General features: G+C 33.3%; 23 protein-coding genes. All 23 read left to right on the top strand.

What is annotated here, in order from left to right; translation table 11 throughout:
• Positions 1-12 precede the first annotated feature (12 nt).
• The 23 genes from darB to L0669_RS05495 all read left to right on the top strand — a co-directional run bounded on the left by darB (position 13) and on the right by L0669_RS05495 (position 16,792).
• Positions 13-1,146, top strand: coding sequence for a dialkylresorcinol biosynthesis protein DarB (darB, locus tag L0669_RS05605; protein ID WP_263761942.1), 1,134 nt, complete (start codon positions 13-15; stop codon positions 1,144-1,146).
• Positions 1,146-1,577 carry a hotdog family protein gene (locus L0669_RS05600; RefSeq protein WP_263761940.1) on the top strand — a complete coding sequence of 144 codons (432 nt, stop codon included), beginning with the start codon at positions 1,146-1,148 and terminating at the stop codon, positions 1,575-1,577. The genes darB and L0669_RS05600 overlap by 1 nt, the downstream gene beginning before the upstream one ends.
• An 8-nt stretch (positions 1,578-1,585) precedes the next feature.
• Complete coding sequence (locus tag L0669_RS05595) at positions 1,586-2,047, top strand: hotdog family protein (RefSeq protein ID WP_173971386.1); 462 nt, start codon at positions 1,586-1,588, stop codon at positions 2,045-2,047.
• Positions 2,048-2,096: 49 nt separating this feature from the next.
• Positions 2,097-2,375, top strand: coding sequence for a hypothetical protein (locus L0669_RS05590; RefSeq protein WP_263761938.1), 279 nt, complete (start codon positions 2,097-2,099; stop codon positions 2,373-2,375).
• Between the two features lie 12 nt (positions 2,376-2,387).
• On the top strand, positions 2,388-2,792 hold the full coding sequence (DarG, locus tag L0669_RS05585; RefSeq protein ID WP_263761936.1) for a flexirubin biosynthesis protein DarG: 405 nt from the start codon (positions 2,388-2,390) through the stop codon (positions 2,790-2,792).
• On the top strand, positions 2,792-3,790 hold the full coding sequence (gene darH / locus L0669_RS05580) for a BtrH-related acyltransferase DarH (RefSeq protein WP_263761934.1): 999 nt from the start codon (positions 2,792-2,794) through the stop codon (positions 3,788-3,790). Before DarG ends, darH begins: the two co-directional genes overlap by 1 nt.
• Before the next feature lie 6 nt (positions 3,791-3,796).
• Positions 3,797-4,549 carry an ABC transporter ATP-binding protein gene (locus tag L0669_RS05575; RefSeq protein WP_263761932.1) on the top strand — a complete coding sequence of 251 codons (753 nt, stop codon included), beginning with the start codon at positions 3,797-3,799 and terminating at the stop codon, positions 4,547-4,549.
• Positions 4,539-5,828, top strand: a complete 1,290-nt coding sequence (locus tag L0669_RS05570; RefSeq protein WP_263761930.1) for an ABC transporter permease — start codon at positions 4,539-4,541, stop codon at positions 5,826-5,828. The genes L0669_RS05575 and L0669_RS05570 overlap by 11 nt, the downstream gene beginning before the upstream one ends.
• On the top strand, positions 5,803-6,252 hold the full coding sequence (locus L0669_RS05565) for an acyl-CoA thioesterase (RefSeq protein ID WP_173971356.1): 450 nt from the start codon (positions 5,803-5,805) through the stop codon (positions 6,250-6,252). Before L0669_RS05570 ends, L0669_RS05565 begins: the two co-directional genes overlap by 26 nt.
• Before the next feature lie 116 nt (positions 6,253-6,368).
• Positions 6,369-7,511 carry a beta-ketoacyl-[acyl-carrier-protein] synthase family protein gene (locus L0669_RS05560; RefSeq protein ID WP_263761928.1) on the top strand — a complete coding sequence of 381 codons (1,143 nt, stop codon included), beginning with the start codon at positions 6,369-6,371 and terminating at the stop codon, positions 7,509-7,511.
• Between the two features lie 65 nt (positions 7,512-7,576).
• On the top strand, positions 7,577-8,074 hold the full coding sequence (locus L0669_RS05555; protein WP_263761927.1) for a hypothetical protein: 498 nt from the start codon (positions 7,577-7,579) through the stop codon (positions 8,072-8,074).
• Complete coding sequence (locus L0669_RS05550; RefSeq protein ID WP_263761924.1) at positions 8,074-8,688, top strand: 3-oxoacyl-ACP synthase; 615 nt, start codon at positions 8,074-8,076, stop codon at positions 8,686-8,688. The genes L0669_RS05555 and L0669_RS05550 overlap by 1 nt, the downstream gene beginning before the upstream one ends.
• A gap of 2 nt (positions 8,689-8,690) precedes the next feature.
• Positions 8,691-8,948, top strand: a complete 258-nt coding sequence (locus L0669_RS05545; RefSeq protein ID WP_017496902.1) for a phosphopantetheine-binding protein — start codon at positions 8,691-8,693, stop codon at positions 8,946-8,948.
• Between the two features lie 129 nt (positions 8,949-9,077).
• A complete protein-coding gene (locus L0669_RS05540; RefSeq protein WP_173971352.1) occupies positions 9,078-10,274 on the top strand; it encodes a beta-ketoacyl-[acyl-carrier-protein] synthase family protein in 1,197 nt (398 codons plus the stop codon).
• Position 10,275: 1 nt separating this feature from the next.
• Positions 10,276-11,337, top strand: a complete 1,062-nt coding sequence (locus tag L0669_RS05535) for a beta-ketoacyl synthase N-terminal-like domain-containing protein (protein WP_263761922.1) — start codon at positions 10,276-10,278, stop codon at positions 11,335-11,337.
• Positions 11,334-12,119, top strand: a complete 786-nt coding sequence (locus L0669_RS05530; protein ID WP_263761919.1) for a polysaccharide deacetylase family protein — start codon at positions 11,334-11,336, stop codon at positions 12,117-12,119. Before L0669_RS05535 ends, L0669_RS05530 begins: the two co-directional genes overlap by 4 nt.
• A 111-nt stretch (positions 12,120-12,230) precedes the next feature.
• A complete protein-coding gene (gene lolA2, locus L0669_RS05525) occupies positions 12,231-12,857 on the top strand; it encodes a flexirubin biosynthesis/transport protein LolA2 (protein ID WP_263761917.1) in 627 nt (208 codons plus the stop codon).
• Complete coding sequence (gene lolB2 / locus L0669_RS05520; protein WP_263761915.1) at positions 12,823-13,458, top strand: flexirubin biosynthesis protein LolB2; 636 nt, start codon at positions 12,823-12,825, stop codon at positions 13,456-13,458. The genes lolA2 and lolB2 overlap by 35 nt, the downstream gene beginning before the upstream one ends.
• Positions 13,459-13,494: 36 nt before the next feature.
• A complete protein-coding gene (locus L0669_RS05515) occupies positions 13,495-14,100 on the top strand; it encodes a porin family protein (RefSeq protein ID WP_263761913.1) in 606 nt (201 codons plus the stop codon).
• Positions 14,100-14,714, top strand: coding sequence for an outer membrane beta-barrel protein (locus tag L0669_RS05510; RefSeq protein ID WP_263761911.1), 615 nt, complete (start codon positions 14,100-14,102; stop codon positions 14,712-14,714). Before L0669_RS05515 ends, L0669_RS05510 begins: the two co-directional genes overlap by 1 nt.
• A 12-nt stretch (positions 14,715-14,726) precedes the next feature.
• A complete protein-coding gene (locus tag L0669_RS05505; protein WP_083692048.1) occupies positions 14,727-15,098 on the top strand; it encodes an ApeI family dehydratase in 372 nt (123 codons plus the stop codon).
• Between the two features lie 2 nt (positions 15,099-15,100).
• Positions 15,101-15,586, top strand: a complete 486-nt coding sequence (locus tag L0669_RS05500) for a hypothetical protein (protein ID WP_173971344.1) — start codon at positions 15,101-15,103, stop codon at positions 15,584-15,586.
• An 18-nt stretch (positions 15,587-15,604) separates the two neighbouring features.
• On the top strand, positions 15,605-16,792 hold the full coding sequence (locus tag L0669_RS05495; protein WP_263761909.1) for a DUF2062 domain-containing protein: 1,188 nt from the start codon (positions 15,605-15,607) through the stop codon (positions 16,790-16,792).
• Positions 16,793-17,040: the final 248 nt, after the last annotated feature.

Below are 17,040 nucleotides of genomic sequence, written 5' to 3'. Positions count from 1 at the left end.
CGAAATTAGATTATGTTTGAAGTATATATTACCAAAGCCGCAAAGTATTTGCCAAATGAAGCTATTTCGAATGATGAAATGGAAGATTATTTAGGACTCATTAATGATGCCGCTTCTAAAGCAAGACGCATTATTTTGCGCAATAATAAAATCACAAGTCGTTATTACGCCATAGATAAAACAGGAAAAAGTACCCATAATAATGCTGAGTTAACAAAAAATGCTGTTGTACAATTGTTTGATGAAAATTTTACGGCACAAGACCTTGAAGTATTATCCTGCGGAACCTCAACACCTGACGTTTTCTTGCCTTCGCACGCCGCGATGGTACACGGATTACTAAAAAATAAATCGGTAGAATTAAATTCATCAACTGGTGTTTGTTGCGCCGGAATGAATTCTTTAAAATTTGGTTTTCTTTCTATAAAATCAGGAAACTCTCAAAATGCTATTTGTACCGGATCAGAAAAAGTTTCAAGCTGGCTAAATGCTCAAATGTATAATCACGAAGCAGCCAATCTAAAAAGCCTTGAAGAACAGCCTATTATAGCTTTCAAAAAAGATTTTTTACGTTGGATGTTATCGGACGGAGCCGGAGCTTTTTTATTAGAAAATAAACCAAGAGGCACAATTTCTCTAAAAATAGAATGGATGGAAGCCTTTTCATATGCGTATGAATTAGAAACTTGCATGTATGCCGGTGGTGATAAATTAGAAAATGGCGAAATTAAGTCATGGAGTGATTATCAGCCGGAACAATGGTTAAACGAATCGGTTTTTGCCATTAAACAAGACGTAAAATTACTGGATGAATTTATACTTTCTAAAGGAGCTGAAAGTATGAGCGATGCCATGTCTAAAAATAATATAAGTTCAGATCAGGTCGATTATTTTATTCCTCACGTTTCTTCTAACTTTTTTGTCGAAGGACTAAAAAAAGGATTAACTGAAAGAGGCATTGGAATGGAAGATGAAAAATGGTTCATGAACCTTTCTAGAGTTGGAAATGTAGGTTCTGCCTCTATTTACCTGGCGCTGGAAGAATTAATGAATTCAGGAAATTTAAAAAAAGGAGATCGTATTCTTTTATCAGTTCCTGAAAGCGGGAGATTCTCGTTTGCGTATGCTTATTTAACAGTTTGCTAATGGAGACGACATCACTTTTAGAAAAAGAAGCTGTTGAAAATTTACTGCCGCAAAAGTTTCCTTTTGTTATGGTAGATAAAATGTATTCGTTTACAGAAACCTCATTAATAGCAGGTTTAGAAATTAAAAACGACAACATTTTTTTTGACAACGATATTTTTCTCGAAGCAGGTTTAATCGAACATATGGCACAATCAGTGGCTTTGCACACGGGTTATCAATTCTTCTTAAAAAATGAAACAGCCCCAACAGGATATATTGGTTCTATTAAAGAAATTGAGATTAAAAAACTGCCAAAAATTAATGATACAATTCAATCTACCGTAACCATTTTGCAGGAATTTGCAGGAATAACTTTGGTAGATGTTGTGACTTATTTAAACAATGAAGAAATTGCTAACGGACAAATGAAAACTGTTTTAGCGAAATGATAGCAGGAATGAAAACCGGAGTCGACATACAAAACTATTTACCGCACCGGGCGCCAATGCTTATGGTGGATTTAATTTTGGATATAGATTCTAATTTTGTAGAAACAACTTTCCTGATCAAAAAAGATAATATTTTTATCGACAATAACATTTTTATCGAAGCAGGTTTAATCGAAAACACCGCGCAAACCTGTTCGTCTATAGTAGGTAAAAAGTATTTTTTTGAAGAAGACGGAACGGAAAATGAAAACGTAAATGTTCTTGGTTTTATCAGTGCGATAAAAAACCTTAAAATACATTTACTGCCAAAAGTGGGTGATACAATTATTACCAAAGCAACTTTGGTTTCAAAATTTGAAGGCGACGATTATACTTTATGCACGATGCACTGCGAAAGTTTATGGGGACATAAATTACTTCTAGAATGCGAAATTAATTTATTCATTCAAAAGATAAATTCAATCATGTAATAATTTAAACATGGATTTCAAAAAGATATTCTTTCATGTTTTAATACGAATGGCAATTTTAGTATTATTGCTAGGAAGTCTTTTTCTTATTTGGAGTTTTTCATACGATCCTCATAAACATTGTGAAGGAGATATACACCGACACGTTGATAGTGGTTTAGGATTATTTATTGTAAGTTTCCTCATTATCCTAATGTATTGTATCGGTTTATTTACTGAAATGATTTATTTATTTATCAAAAAAAGAAAAAAAATAGCTTTTGCAAATTTGGGAATTTTAGCAATTTTAGCTTTTATAATAGCAGCTTTTATGTTCGGAATATCATAGTTTAAAGACAATATGGAAAAAGAAAAAGTACCACAGGATAAAAGCAACTTAACAAAAAACAACGTTAAAGAACTTTTGTATGCTACCGATGCGGATGGCAATTATACAACAACTCTAAGTACCGGCTGGGAACCCAAAACCATCGCACTTTCAAATTCAATAGACGAAATAAACGAACGAATTGCCGAAGCAAAAATGCAAGTCGAAATTGGCGAAGTAAGCCCGATTTGTTATTATATGGAAGTCAACAAAATGGATCTTACTATTCTATCCAGTTATGTTGGCATGTGGAAATGGCGTGTAAAAAGACATTTTAAACCTACCGTTTTTGCCAAATTAAGCGAATCGATCCTAAAAAAATATGCCGATGCTTTTGAGATTTCGGTAGCCGAATTAAAAAAAATTAAAACAGACTAATGCAAATCAATTTCACACATCATCAATCTGCTCATTGTGAGAACGGAGTAGCTTCGAATTTGTTAAAAAACAACGGACTGAACATCAGCGAACCGATGGTTTTTGGTATTGGCTCTGGACTTTTTTTCGTGTATTTGCCTTTTATAAAAGTAAATCATGCACCAGCAATTAGCTATAGAACTTTGCCTGGACAAATTTTTAATAAACTAGCCAATCGTTTAAACTTAAAAATAAAAAGACAAAAATTTTCTTCTCCGGCAAATGCAAATAAAGCTTTAGATGAAAATTTAAAAAATAACATTCCAACCGGATTACAAGTTGGTGTGTATCATTTGAGTTATTTTCCTGATGAATACCGTTTTCATTTCAACGCACATAATTTAGTTGTTTACGGAAAAACCGAAACTGATTATTTGGTGAGCGATCCTGTTATGGAAACTGTTACGACTTTAACACATGATGAATTAGACAAAGTCCGTTTTGCCAAAGGTGCTTTTGCTCCAAGAGGACAAATGTATTACCCAATTCAGATTCCAAAAGATGTTGATTTAAAAAGTGCCATTATCAAAGGAATCAAAAATACGTGTCGAGATATGCTGGCGCCAATGCCAATTGTTGGTGTACGCGGAATAAAATTCGTGTCGAAACAAATCCGTAAATGGCCGGTAAAACACGGTACCAAAAAAGCCAATCATTACCTGGCACAAATGGTTCGTATGCAGGAAGAAATAGGAACAGGCGGCGGAGGTTTTAGATTTATTTATGCTGCTTTTTTACAAGAAGCTTCGGTTATTTTAGATAATGAAGAATTGAAAACTCTTTCTAAAGAAATGACACAAATAGGAGATTCATGGCGTGATTTTGCTGTTGAAGCTTCAAGAATTTACAAAAACCGAAGTGCCAAAGAAGATGCCTACAATGCCATTGCTGATGAACTTTTGAGCATTGCCAATAGAGAAGAAATCTTTTTCAAAAAACTAAAAAAAGCCATTAGCTAATATATTTTGCAACCGATTATAAAAATAGAATCCCTTTCGAAAAAGTACAAAGATGCCGACCAGTATTCTTTGAACAACGTTTCGCTGGATATAAACGAAGGACAGATTTTTGGTTTACTTGGGCCAAACGGTGCCGGAAAAACCACTTTAATTTCCATGCTTTGCGGATTAATAAAACCAACTTCAGGACATTTTACGATTGATGATCTGAACTACACGCATCATTCATCTAAAATTAAAAAAATCATAGGAGTCGTTCCTCAGGAATATGCTTTATATCCAACTTTGACAGCCAGAGAAAATTTGCATTATTTTGGGAGTATGTACGGCTTAAAAGGTGCTTACTTAAAAGATAAAGTAATCGAAACTTTAGATCTTTTGGGATTACTAAAATTCGCTGACAAACGTATCGAAACTTTTTCGGGCGGAATGAAACGAAGAGTGAATCTGATTGCCGGAATTCTGCACAATCCAAAAGTATTGTTTCTAGATGAACCAACTGTTGGTGTCGATGTACAATCTAAAAATGCGATTATCGATTATTTAAAAGTTTTAAATCAAAACGGAACTACGATTATATATACCTCTCATCATTTGGCTGAAGCCGAAGATTTCTGTACCAATATTGCCATTCTCGACCGAGGCAGGATTTTTGCACAAGGAACACCATCAAGTTTAATTGCTTCGACAGAAAAAGCAGAAAATCTTGAAGAAGTTTTTATTTCATTAACCGGTAAAGATTTTAGAGATGGTCAATAAAATTTGTATGTCGGTTGTAAAAGAATTCCTCCTCCTCAAACGAGATTTAGGCGGATTAATTATTCTATTTATCATGCCGTTGGTTTTGGTAATCACGGTAACTTTAATACAAGACAGTACTTTTAAAACGATTAGCGACAATAAAATTCCGATTTTATTGGTCGATAACGATCAGGGTTCTGTATCTAAAACGGTTTTTGACAATCTCGAAAAAAGTAATTTGTTTAGCGTTGTTACTCAAATAGACAATAAACCCATTACTGAAGAAGTGGCGAAAGAAGCCGTTTACAAGGGAAAATTTCAGTTAGCGATTATAATTCCGAAAAATCTAAGCATTGATTTGCAAACCAAAATCGATCAGAATGTTGAGAACATCATCAGCAAAATGGGCTTAGTAGAAACGGATACTACAGCACAAACTGAAAAAACTAAAGTAATCAAAGAGAAAGAAGTAAAATTGTATTTTGATCCGGCAGTACAAATGAGTTTCAAAAATGCGGTGATGAGTTCGATTGATAAAATGATTTCTCAAATCGAAACCAAATCAATTTACACCACTTTTCAAAATCAATTAGGAGAAGGAACTGCCGAATTTGAACAAAAAAGTTTCATTACTTTCAAAGAAATAATTCCTAAAATCAACAACAAAGAAGTTCGACCAAATTCGGTACAACACAACGTTCCGGCCTGGACACTTTTTGCGATATTTTTTATCGTTATTCCGTTGTCTATTAATATTGTAAAAGAAAAATCGCAAGGAACATTCGTTCGATTATTGACCAATCCGGTTTCTAATCTGGTGGTGATTATAGGTAAAACTATTACCTATTCGGGCATTTGTATGATTCAGTTTTATATGATGGTTGCCGTTGCTGTGTTTTTATTTCCGCATATTGGTTTACCATCTTTAAATATCGAAGGACATTTATTTTTAATGAGCGTCGTTGCTTTATTCTCTGGTTTTGCTGCCATAGGTTTCGGAATTTTATTAGGAACCATAGCGAGCACACAAGAGCAATCAGCACCTTTTGGCGCAACAAGTGTACTTATTCTTGCCGCGGTTGGCGGTGTTTGGGTTCCTGTTTTTGCAATGCCAACCATTATGCAATATATCGCAAAATCGTCACCAATGAATTGGGGATTAGAAGCTTTCTACGATGTATTATTACGCAACGTATCTTTCCTGGAAATCATCCCAAAAATAAGTTTGTTATTTTTGTTCTTCATTATCACAACATCCATTGCCTTACTTTATGACAAAAAGAAAAGAACAGTATAACGAAGCCACTGCCCTAACCGTCTCTCACGAAATCAGAATTCGTTTTAACGAAACTGATCCGCTTGGAATTGTTTGGCATGGCAATTACATTACCTATTTTGAAGATGGACGTGAAGCCTTTGGCCGCCAACACGGACTTACCTATTTAGACATTGGAGAAACTGAATACACAACTCCAATTGTAAAATCGAAATGCGAACACAAATTGTCTTTGCGTTACGGCGATGTGGTGACAATCGAAACAACGGTCGTAGACACACCAGCTGCCAAAATGATTTATCGTTTTAAAATTATAGATGCAAAAGGCGAAGTTGCCTGCACAGGCGAAACTGTTCAGGTCTTTTTAGATAAAGAAGGAAATCTAATGTTGACAAATCCTCCTTTTTATGAAGAATGGAAACGAAAAGTTGGATTGATAAAATAAAAATTGAAATACGAATTACACTAATTTTAACTAATTAAAAATTAATAAAAATCCGTGTAAATCTGTTTAATCCGTGAAATCTGTGGGCTATTTAGAAGCTAAGAAATAAAGATAAAATGATAAGAGAAGTATATATTAATGAAACGAATTGTATCACGCCTTTAGGATTTGATGTTCAATCGAACGTCGAAGCGATCTTGCGTGGCGATTCTGGAATTCAATTGCATGAAGATGTTACTTTAATGCCGAATCCATTTTATGCTTCTATTATTGATGATGCAAAAATAAACAGTGCTTTTGCAAAAATAAGCGCTGACACAAAATATACTCGTATAGAGAAAATGATGATTTTGGCTTTAGAGCCAATTATCAAAAATTCGGGAGTTGAATTAAACTCAAAAACTGCTTTTATACTTTCGACTACAAAAGGAAATGTTACGGCATTAAAAGAGAATTCGGAAGAAAGTTTCAACAGTGCGCATTTAGATGTTTTAGCTCAAAATATTGCCGATTTCTTTCAATTCAAAACACAACCTATCGTGGTTTCGAATGCTTGTGTTTCTGGAATTTTAGCTGTTTCGGTGTCGAAGAGAATGATTCAGTCTGAGTTATATGATAATATTTTTGTTATTGCCGGAGATGAAGTTTCAGAATTTGTTTTATCTGGATTTAATTCTTTTCAGGCGATGAGCGATTCACCTTGTAAACCGTATTCTAAAAACAGAACCGGTGTAAGTTTAGGCGAAGCAACCGCTGCTGTTTTAATTTCGGCGGAAGCCAAAAATGCCAAAATAAAAGTTATTGGAGACAGTTCTATAAACGATGCCAATCATATTTCGGGTCCTTCAAGAACAGGAGAAGGTTTGTATAGAAGTATTCAAAATGCTTTGAAAGAAGCCCAAATAGAAGTGGACAAAATCGATTATATTTCAGCACACGGAACCGCAACTCCGTTCAACGACGAAATGGAAGCCATTGCATTAAACCGTTTAGGTTTGCAAAATGTTCCCATCAATAGTTTAAAAGGATTTTATGGTCATACTTTAGGCGCTTCGGGATTGTTGGAAACGGTAATTGGAATTGAATCCGTAAACCAAAACATACTTTTTGAATCGAAAGGTTTTGATGAAATTGGTGTTAGTGAAGCTATTAGTATTATTGAGAAAAATAAAGAAGCGAATATTGATTATTTTTTAAAAACAGCTTCTGGTTTTGGAGGTTGTAATACGGCTGTTGTTTTTGAAAAAGTGAAACACTAATTACACGAATTTTCACGAAGTAAAAATTTAATTTTCAGCTTGTAAATAAATCTTACAAGTTCAGTATGGCTAAAATTCAAAGAATTATGGACGATGATGATATTACATATTTAAAAAAGTATATTGAACGAAATCTTAAAAATAAAGATGGTGGTCATTGGGAATATATTGTCCGTCCTGAAATCAGAGATGTTATCAACGCTTTAAGTGAAACTGATAGTGAAAGATTTTCCAAAGAAATCTTCAATTGGAACGAAAAAACTATATATCCATTAGCTGACGAAATTATATTTGGTGATAATAAATACATAGATCAAGATTATCTATATTGCTGCATTTTTTTAAGAACTCATGATAAAGAAAAGCTGGATTATTTATCTGAAAATCTATTTGCTACCTTCAATTTGATTAATGTTGAAAAAACCTCTTTAGAATTCTTTTTACAGATGAAAGAAAAAATAAAAAATATTTACAGCATAAAAGATGAAAATGAAAATGAAGATTTTTTCATTAAGCCATTAAATGATATCATTAATGAAAAAATGAAGATGATTAAAAAATAATGACTCAAAAAACTCACATACAATCCTACCTCACCATCCAAAACAACGAAATTGTTTTGAATGGAACTTCTATATTCAAAATTGAACCAACTGATTTTGGGGATTTTTCAAAACAAGCATATCGTAATTTTGATATTCAATACCCGAAGTTTTTCAAAATGGATGCTTTAAGCAAACTGGCTTTTTTAGGATCTGAATTGCTTTTGAGTCCGATAACTTCAACTGAACAAGAGAGTAATATTGCTTTGGTTTTGGCCAATAAATCTTCGAGTTTAGATACCGATGTAAAATATCAGGAATCGATTTCCGACAAAGAAAACTATTTTCCGAGTCCGGCGGTTTTTGTTTACACGTTGCCAAATATTTGTTTGGGCGAAATAAGTATTCGTCATCAACTGAAAAGTGAAAATTCTTTCTTTATATTTGAGGACTTTAACACTGAATTTATGTCGAATTACTCCGATATTCTTCTGAATACGAATAAAGCAGACATGGTTCTTTGCGGTTGGGTAGAATTTTTTAATGACAGTTATAAAGCGTTTCTTTGCACGATTAGCAAAGACGAAAACGCAACATATAAAAACGAAAATATCAATACATTATATAATAAATAATCATGGAAGCATTAAAAGAAGAATTAAAAAATAAAATCATTACCACTCTTAACCTTGAAGATATCGCAATCGAAGATATTGCTGATAATGATCCTTTGTTTGGAGATGGTTTAGGTTTAGACTCAATTGATGCACTTGAATTGATCGTTATTTTAGATAAAGATTACGGAATTAAATTAGTAGATCCGAAAGAAGGAAAAACAATTTTCCAGTCGATCGAAACTATGGCAGCTTATATTAGCGCTAACAGAACGAAGTAAGACTTCTTAGACTGGCTTAGATTTTTAGACTTTTTAGACTAAAAACTGTCTAAATCCAGAAATCAAAAATCTAAGCAAGTCTAAAATCTAAGAAGTCTAAGCAAGTCTAAATATCTAAGAAGTCTAAAAATGAAAGGTGTTGCAATAACGGGAATGGGAATTATCTCTTCGATTGGAAATTCAGTCGAAGAAAATTATATTTCGTTGATCGAAAATAAAATTGGTATTTCTCGTATCACAAATATTTCGACGGTTCATGCGGATGTTATTAAAGTAGGTGAAATCAAAAAAACCAACGAAGAATTGGTTGATGAATTGAATCTTACTGAAGATAATAACTTTTCGAGAACGGCAATGATTGCAACTTTGGCAGCAAAACAAGCTGTTGAAAATGCAGGAATTACATCGATAAACGAATTTAGAACCGGACTTATTTCGGCTACAAGTGTAGGCGGAATGGACATGACCGAAAGACATTATTACGATTATTTTAAACATCCTGAACTGGTAAAATATATTGCCTGTCACGATGGTGGCGATGTTGCAGAGAAAATTGCCGAAGAATTGGGTTTAAAAGGAATGGTTACCACAATTAGTACGGCTTGTTCGTCTGCAGCAAACTCGATTATGTTGGGCGCCAGACTTATTAAAACCGGAAAATTAGATCGCGTTATTGTTGGCGGAGCCGATGGTTTGGCAAAATTTACGATTAATGGTTTTAAGACTTTGATGATTTTATCAGACGATTTCAACAAACCTTTTGACAATGAACGCAAAGGATTAAACCTTGGCGAAGCAGCGGCATATTTGGTTTTAGAATCGGATGAAATTGTAGAGAAACAAAACAAAAAAGTGCTGGCAAGAGTTTCCGGTTACGGAAATGCAAACGACGCTTTTCATCAAACTGCCTCTTCAGAAAATGGTGATGGCGCTTATTTGGCCATGAAAAAAGCTTTTGAAGTTTCAGGTTTAAAACCTTCTCAAATCGACTATATCAACGTACACGGAACGGCAACTCCAAACAACGATTTATCTGAAGGAAGAGCATTGTTAAGAATTTATCAGGACGAAAAAGTACCTGATTTTAGTTCGACAAAACCTTTTACCGGACATACTTTGGCTGCAGCTGCTGCAATTGAAGCAGTTTACAGTGTTTTGGCGATTCAGAATAATGTGGTTTACCCAAATTTGAATTTCGAAAACCCGATGGAAGAATTTGATTTACAACCTCAAACTGCTGTAAAGAACAAAAATATCGAACACGTTTTATCGAACTCTTTTGGTTTTGGAGGAAATTGTTCAACCCTTATATTTTCAAAAAGCTAAAATGAAGAAAACATATATAAATGGAGTAGGTTGTATTTCGACTCAAAAAACATTTGATACTGTTTTTTTAGAAGAAGCCGTTGTCAATCATGATCAAAATGTATTGGCGATTGTTCCTCCGGTTTACAAAGATTATATTTCTCCAGCCGCAAGCCGCAGGATGGCAAAAGGCGTAAAAAACGGAATCGTTGCTTCGGCTCTGGCAATGAAAGATGCCAATGTCGAAAAAGTAGATGCAATTATTACCGGAACAGGTTTAGGATGTATCGAAGATTCTGAAAAATTCCTGAAAAGTATTCTCGATAATAACGAAGAATTTTTAACGCCAACATCTTTTATTCAATCTACACATAATACCGTTGGTGCACAAATCGCTTTGTTGCAGCAATGTAAAGGGTATAATTTTACGTATGTAAATGGCGCTGTTTCTTTTGAGTCGGCTTTATTAGATGCTAAAATGCAAATCGAAGAAGACGAAGCGCAATCGATTTTAATAGGCGGAGTTGATGAAAATGGAGATTATACTACTGCCCTTTTTAAACTTTCTGGTCGTATTAAAGAAGACAACAAAGCACCTTATGATGTTTTAACTTCTACAACAAGCGGAGCCGTTTATGGCGAAGGTGCCAGTTTTTTTGTTTTAGAAAATGAACGAAAAGAACATACTTACGCAGAAGTTCTGGATATCGCAATTGTAAACACGCTTGCAGAAAACGAAATTGAAGCTGAAATTAAATCTTTTTTGAAATCGAATAATTTAGAAATTTCAGACATTGATGCTTTGATTTTAGGTTTCGACGGAAATGTAGCTTTCGAAAATTATTATAAAAATCTTGCTAAAAATACTTTCACAGAAACTCCTGTTTTATATTACAAACATTTAAGCGGCGAATACGATACGGCTTCGGCTTTTGCTTTATGGATGGCTGCAAAAATTTTAAAAACACAGGAAATTCCGGAAATCATAAAAGTAAATTCGATTGAAAAACCAGTTTACAAAACCATTTTATTATACAATCAATTAAACGGAAAAAACCATAGTTTTACGTTAATCACAAAATGATAACGCACAAAAACATATCACTATTTTTTGTTTTTTTATTGCTCTTATTATTTCTTCTGAATTTTTATGTAGCAATAAACATATGGTGGTTTGTTGTTGTAATTTTAATTTGGTTAGGAATTAATGCTTTTGGTTCTTCCCGAATTTCATCTAATTATCATGTAAAAGCTTTCTGTAATAATCCGTTAGAAACAGAAAAAAAAATTGCACTTACGTTTGATGACGGACCAAGCACTTTTACGTTAGAAGTTTTAGAACTGCTAAAAAAATACGATGTAAAAGCCACTTTCTTTTGCATCGGAAAAAACATCGAAGCACATCCTGAAATCTTAAAACAAATCATTGCCGACGGTCATTTGGTTGGGAATCATTCGTACAGTCATTCTAAATTTTTTGATTTTTATAATGCTGAAAAAATTCAGCAGGAAATTCAGAAAACCGATGAACTTCTGGAAAAATATACTTCAAAAAAAATAAACTTCTTTCGTCCCCCTTACGGAGTTACAACGCCTTCGATCAGAAGAGCTTTAGAAAAAACCAAACATAAAGTAATTGGCTGGAATATTCGATCGCTGGACGGCGGAACAAAAAATCAGGAATTAATTTTCAACCGAATTATAAAACGGGTTTCTCCCGGCGGAATTGTACTTTTGCACGACACGGCATCACACTCAGTTTTAGTATTGGAACAGTTTTTGCAATTTTTAAAGCAAAACAATTATAAAGTGATTTCGATAGAAGAACTTTTGAATCTTAAAGCTTATGAAATGGAACGCGGATAAAACGGATTCGCTAAAGCGAAAACGCTGATTAGAGCGGATTTTATGAAATTAAAAATTCGTGGAAATTGGTGTAATTCGTGGCAGTATAATAAGCATAATTCTTAACAAAATATGAAAACTAAAATAGCTCTACTAATTCTATTTATATCAGGCAGTTTGTTCGCTCAGGAACAAAAAATGACAGATGCCGAAATTGCTGCTTTCAAGCAAGATGTAAATGTAGTATCGAAAAAAATCAAAACCTTAAGTACTGATTTTGTTCAGTATAAACATTTAGATTTTTTATCGAAAGACATTGAAACTTCGGGGAAAATGGTTTTTAAAGAACCAGCGCTACTTCAATGGCAATATAAAAAACCATACAATTATAGTATTGTTTTCAAGAATGGAAAAATCCTGATTAACGACGAGGGCAAAAAAAGTGCGGTTGATATTGGTAATAGCAAAATCTTTGGCCGAATCAACAAATTAATCGTTGGCAGCGTAAGCGGAAATATGTTTGACGATAAAGAATTTACGATATCTTATTTTAAATTGAAAGGTCAAAATCTGGCGAAATTTATTCCGAAAGATGCAACTTTGAAGAAATACATCAAACAAATCGAACTGACTTTCGATAAAGAAGAAGCAACTGTGGTTCAGGTAAAACTATTAGAATCATCTGAAGATTATACTAGAATTGTACTTAAAAATAAAGTGATCAATGCAAAAATCGACGATTCAGTTTTTAATAATTAATTGCTTTCTGGCATTAGTTTTAGTTTCTTGTGGCTCGGTTACAAAAAATTATACTCCAAAAAAATTAGACAAAACGTCTTATGAAGTTCCCTATTTTTCAGATTCAAAAACAGATTATGTTTACAAAACAAATATAACGGTTTACGGAAATGAAATCAGCGGGATTTTCATCGCCAAGAAAATAAACGATACAACACACCGAATTGTTTTTACAACGGAATTCGGAAATAAATTAATGGATTTTGAGATTTCGGATACCGATTTCAAAGTCAACTCGATTATATCAGAATTAGATCGAAAAATCCTGATTAATACATTGAAAGAAGATTTTCGATTGTTGCTAAAAAAAGACTATCAGATTCAGGAACAATTTGAAAATGATTCAGCTGACATTTATAAATCAAAGGATGGAAAACGAGACAATTATCTTTTCATCTCAAAAAAGGATCATCGATTAGAAAAGATCGTTCATTCGTCTCAAACAAAAGAAAAATTTACGCTGACATTTAGTTCAGAAAACAATATTTTTGCCGAAAAGATTCAGATTATTCATCAGAATATTAAATTGAAAATTGAATTGAATTATTTCAAATCTGAATAAAATTTAAACTAATCATAAACTTTAAATCAAACCTAAATGAAAAAATTAACCGTAATTGCTTTTGTTTTATTTATCGGACTTACATCATCAATAGCACAAGTAAGCGTTAGTCCGGGATTTCGCGGAGGTTTAAATTTATCTACATTAACTAATATTGATGATAATAGAACTAAAACCGATTTTTATATTGGTGGATTAGTGAACATTAAATTTAATAAATATTTTTCGTTACAGCCTGAGATAACATATTCAAGACAAGGCGATAAAGGGAGAGAATATTTTGGAAACGGATATAATTACCGTTATGTAAATTATGAATTAAATTACTTAACGCTTGGTGCGGTTGCAAAATTTAATATTGGCGGTCAGGGATTTCACCTTTTGGGAGGTCCGTCTTTCGATTTTAAAATTTCTGATAATTATATCAACAGCAGTCCTGAAAGTTTTGACCTTGCCATTGTTGGAGGCCTTGGATATACACTTCGAAATGGTTTAACGTTTGAAGCAAGATTAAAACAAGGTTTAGTTGATATTTATGGCTACGACGGAGTTGAGTATGACGATAATGGTTATCGTTATAATGATCTTATCCTGAATCAGGTTTTCCAGATTGGTATTAGTTACACTTTTAAAGTAAAATAATGTATAAAAAGAAATTAGCGATTGCCATATTCTTTTTTTTTGCAATCATCAACATACAAGCCCAAGTAACTTTTAAGCCTGGTTTAAGAGCAGGTCTAAGTCTTTCGACCGTTTCTGAAATGCATGCCAACTACAGACCTGACTTTTATATTGGCGGCTTTGGAGAAATAAACTTAACGAAACGATATGCATTACAGCCCGAAATCAATTACATCAGACAAGGATCTAATAATGTTGCACGCAATTTTATTGATCCCGATACGCAAACAGAAAAAACGGTTCATCAGGATTTACAAATGAGTTATTTATCTTTTGCACTGCTAAATAAATTAAAATTTGCTCGGTTTCAGGTTCAGTTTGGACCCGCTTTAGATGTTCTTTTAAGCGACAATTTAGCTTTTAGAAAAACTTACAATGATCTTTCGTTTGTTACAGGTGTTGCTTATAAATTGCCTTCCGGCCTTGGTTTTGAATTTCGATTTAAAAAAGGTTTATTAGATGTTTTAGACAGCGATTACTATCATAATAATTCTAATAGTCATTACTTTTTTGGCGATTATAATACTAATATCAATTTTCAAATAGGTATTTCTTACTCTTTTGAAACGAAATAAAAAATTACAAATATGGTTTTAAAAGACTTTTATAAAGTGCTTTCAGAAGAAAAAACAGGAGATGCTAAATATAATATTCGTATATTAGTTAATGCCAATCATGAGGTTTTTGAAGGACATTTTCCCGGAAACCCAATTATGCCGGGCGTTTGCATGATTCAGATTATTAAAGAACTTACAGAATCAATCACAAAAAGTTCGTTGATGATACAAACACTGACCAATGTAAAATTCATGGCCTTAATTAATCCGGAAACAAATCCTGAATTGCGTTTAGAACTTGATATAACAACCACAGAAGATGATTTGGTAAAGGTGAAAAACACCACATATTTTAACGATACCGTTGCTTTAAAATTAAGCAATACGTATAAAAAATTATAACTATGAAATTACTATTGTCAATACTTCTATGGATAAACTTTGCCGGAAACCCGGACTTAGCCTCTATCCGAAAAATTTATCCTGATGTGGCAAAATCAGAAGCAAATGCTAAAGATTTTACCGAAAAACTTTCCGGGATTTCAAACAACGATGATAAAATTTTAGTGGCTTACAAAGCGGCTTCAATTTTAGTAGATTCTAAATTTCAAAATATTGTAGGAAGCAAAATTTCTCGTTTTAAAGAAGGTGCAAAACTTCTTGAAGCGACTTTAAAAAGTGACCCAAACAATATCGAAATCAGAATGATTCGATTGAGTATTCAGGAAGATGTTCCTGGAATTACAGGTTATAAAAAAAACATCAAAGAAGATAAAAAATTCATTACCGATCATTATGCCGAGCAAAGTGGTGTTTTAAAAGAATACTTAAAAGACTTTGTTTTGCAATCTAAAAGTTTCTCTGAAAAAGAGAAACAATTTGTGAAGTAGGTAAAGAAAAAAATCCCCATGCAACCAACTTTATCTCAGCAGCAATTACTTGATTCAATCAATTTTTGTGTTATTGTGCCCACGTACAATAATCACAAAACGTTGAAAAAAGTGCTGGATTCTATTTTAGATTTTACATCAAATATTATTATCGTCAATGACGGTTCGACAGATACTACGAACGAAATTTTAAAACAATATTCGGAGCTTACTCAAATTCATCATCCTCGAAATATAGGAAAAGGAAGAGCGCTCCGAAATGGTTTTAGAAAAGCAATCGAAATGCATTTTGAATACGCCATCACAATCGATTCTGACGGACAACATTTCGCATCTGATATTCCTAATTTTATTGAAGAAATTCAAAAAGAACCCGATTCTCTTTTGATTGGAAGCCGGAATATGACGCAGGAAAATGTGCCAAAGAAAAGTAGTTTTGGTAATAAATTTTCGAATTTCTGGTTTAAGTTCGAAACCGGAATTGTCTTGGAAGACACACAATCCGGATTTAGATTATATCCATTAAAGTTAATTCCGAAACAATTTTATACCAATAAATTTGAGTTCGAAATTGAAGTTATTGTGCGATCGGCATGGAAAGGAATTGTGGTTAAAAACATCCCAATCCAGATTTTGTACGATCCTGCAGAACGTGTTTCGCATTTTCGACCATTTAAAGATTTTACCCGAATTAGTATTCTAAATACCGTTTTGGTTCTCAACGCATTGTTGTACATTAAACCGAGAGATTTTTTCAGAAGAGCAAAAAAAAAAGGTTTTAAAAAATTCTTTCTTGAAGATATTTTAGAAAGTTCCGACTCTAATTTCAAAAAATCAGCTGCAATTGCTTTGGGTATTTTTATCGGGATTTCTCCGTTTTGGGGATTTCAAACCGTTTTGCTTTTTACGTTTGCCGCTTTGTTCAGACTCAATAAAGTCATTGCTTATCTGGCTTCGAATGTGAGTTTTCCGCCTTTCATCCCTTTTGTTATTTACGGTTCTCTAAAAATGGGAAGTTACTTTGTATCGAATGATGCGCCGCTAATTTTAGATAGTTCCGTTACGCTCGATGATATTCAAAAAAATGCGACACAATATATCGTGGGAAGTCTTATTTTAGCATCCGTTTTGGCACTGACTTTTGGTCTTATAAGTTATTTACTTTTAACGGCTTTTAGTTCTAAGAACAAAACAAATATTACGTAAAAGTTTGCCACAGATTAAAAGGGTTTCTTTTGCCACGAATTTCACAAATTAGCACGAATTAATTTTTAATAAATTGCGGAAACGCAACGTAAATGAATGCCATAGATTAAAGGATTAAAATGATTTTTACATCCAATTTGTCAGGCTGAGCGAAGTCGAAGCCCACATCCAATTGGAGCGCCCTTCGACTTCGCTCAGGGTGACAAACTAAAACTAATCCTTTTAATCTGTGGCAAAAGAAAATAATA

Origin of the sequence: Flavobacterium bizetiae, assembly GCF_024271895.1 — a bacterium.
In the GTDB taxonomy this organism is placed as follows: domain Bacteria; phylum Bacteroidota; class Bacteroidia; order Flavobacteriales; family Flavobacteriaceae; genus Flavobacterium; species Flavobacterium bizetiae.
The sequence above is the reverse complement of the archived record's forward strand: the minus strand, read 5'-3'. Positions and strand labels throughout refer to the sequence as shown.

What these genes read in the sequence shown, in the direction of transcription:
- L0669_RS05570 (WP_263761930.1), top strand. Translation starts at nt 4,539, where the DNA reads ATGGTCAATAAAATTTGTATGTCGGTTGTAAAAGAATTCCTCCTCCTC.
- L0669_RS05600 (WP_263761940.1), top strand. Translation starts at nt 1,146, where the DNA reads ATGGAGACGACATCACTTTTAGAAAAAGAAGCTGTTGAAAATTTACTG.
- L0669_RS05595 (WP_173971386.1), top strand. Translation starts at nt 1,586, where the DNA reads ATGAAAACCGGAGTCGACATACAAAACTATTTACCGCACCGGGCGCCA.
- L0669_RS05500 (WP_173971344.1), top strand. Translation starts at nt 15,101, where the DNA reads ATGAAATTACTATTGTCAATACTTCTATGGATAAACTTTGCCGGAAAC.
- L0669_RS05590 (WP_263761938.1), top strand. Translation starts at nt 2,097, where the DNA reads ATGGCAATTTTAGTATTATTGCTAGGAAGTCTTTTTCTTATTTGGAGT.
- lolA2 (WP_263761917.1), top strand. Translation starts at nt 12,231, where the DNA reads ATGAAAACTAAAATAGCTCTACTAATTCTATTTATATCAGGCAGTTTG.
- L0669_RS05565 (WP_173971356.1), top strand. Translation starts at nt 5,803, where the DNA reads ATGACAAAAAGAAAAGAACAGTATAACGAAGCCACTGCCCTAACCGTC.
- darH (WP_263761934.1), top strand. Translation starts at nt 2,792, where the DNA reads ATGCAAATCAATTTCACACATCATCAATCTGCTCATTGTGAGAACGGA.
- L0669_RS05535 (WP_263761922.1), top strand. Translation starts at nt 10,276, where the DNA reads ATGAAGAAAACATATATAAATGGAGTAGGTTGTATTTCGACTCAAAAA.
- L0669_RS05545 (WP_017496902.1), top strand. Translation starts at nt 8,691, where the DNA reads ATGGAAGCATTAAAAGAAGAATTAAAAAATAAAATCATTACCACTCTT.
- L0669_RS05510 (WP_263761911.1), top strand. Translation starts at nt 14,100, where the DNA reads ATGTATAAAAAGAAATTAGCGATTGCCATATTCTTTTTTTTTGCAATC.
- DarG (WP_263761936.1), top strand. Translation starts at nt 2,388, where the DNA reads ATGGAAAAAGAAAAAGTACCACAGGATAAAAGCAACTTAACAAAAAAC.
- L0669_RS05495 (WP_263761909.1), top strand. Translation starts at nt 15,605, where the DNA reads ATGCAACCAACTTTATCTCAGCAGCAATTACTTGATTCAATCAATTTT.
- darB (WP_263761942.1), top strand. Translation starts at nt 13, where the DNA reads ATGTTTGAAGTATATATTACCAAAGCCGCAAAGTATTTGCCAAATGAA.
- L0669_RS05555 (WP_263761927.1), top strand. Translation starts at nt 7,577, where the DNA reads ATGGCTAAAATTCAAAGAATTATGGACGATGATGATATTACATATTTA.
- L0669_RS05515 (WP_263761913.1), top strand. Translation starts at nt 13,495, where the DNA reads ATGAAAAAATTAACCGTAATTGCTTTTGTTTTATTTATCGGACTTACA.
- L0669_RS05560 (WP_263761928.1), top strand. Translation starts at nt 6,369, where the DNA reads ATGATAAGAGAAGTATATATTAATGAAACGAATTGTATCACGCCTTTA.
- L0669_RS05540 (WP_173971352.1), top strand. Translation starts at nt 9,078, where the DNA reads ATGAAAGGTGTTGCAATAACGGGAATGGGAATTATCTCTTCGATTGGA.
- lolB2 (WP_263761915.1), top strand. Translation starts at nt 12,823, where the DNA reads ATGCAAAAATCGACGATTCAGTTTTTAATAATTAATTGCTTTCTGGCA.
- L0669_RS05530 (WP_263761919.1), top strand. Translation starts at nt 11,334, where the DNA reads ATGATAACGCACAAAAACATATCACTATTTTTTGTTTTTTTATTGCTC.
- L0669_RS05550 (WP_263761924.1), top strand. Translation starts at nt 8,074, where the DNA reads ATGACTCAAAAAACTCACATACAATCCTACCTCACCATCCAAAACAAC.
- L0669_RS05505 (WP_083692048.1), top strand. Translation starts at nt 14,727, where the DNA reads ATGGTTTTAAAAGACTTTTATAAAGTGCTTTCAGAAGAAAAAACAGGA.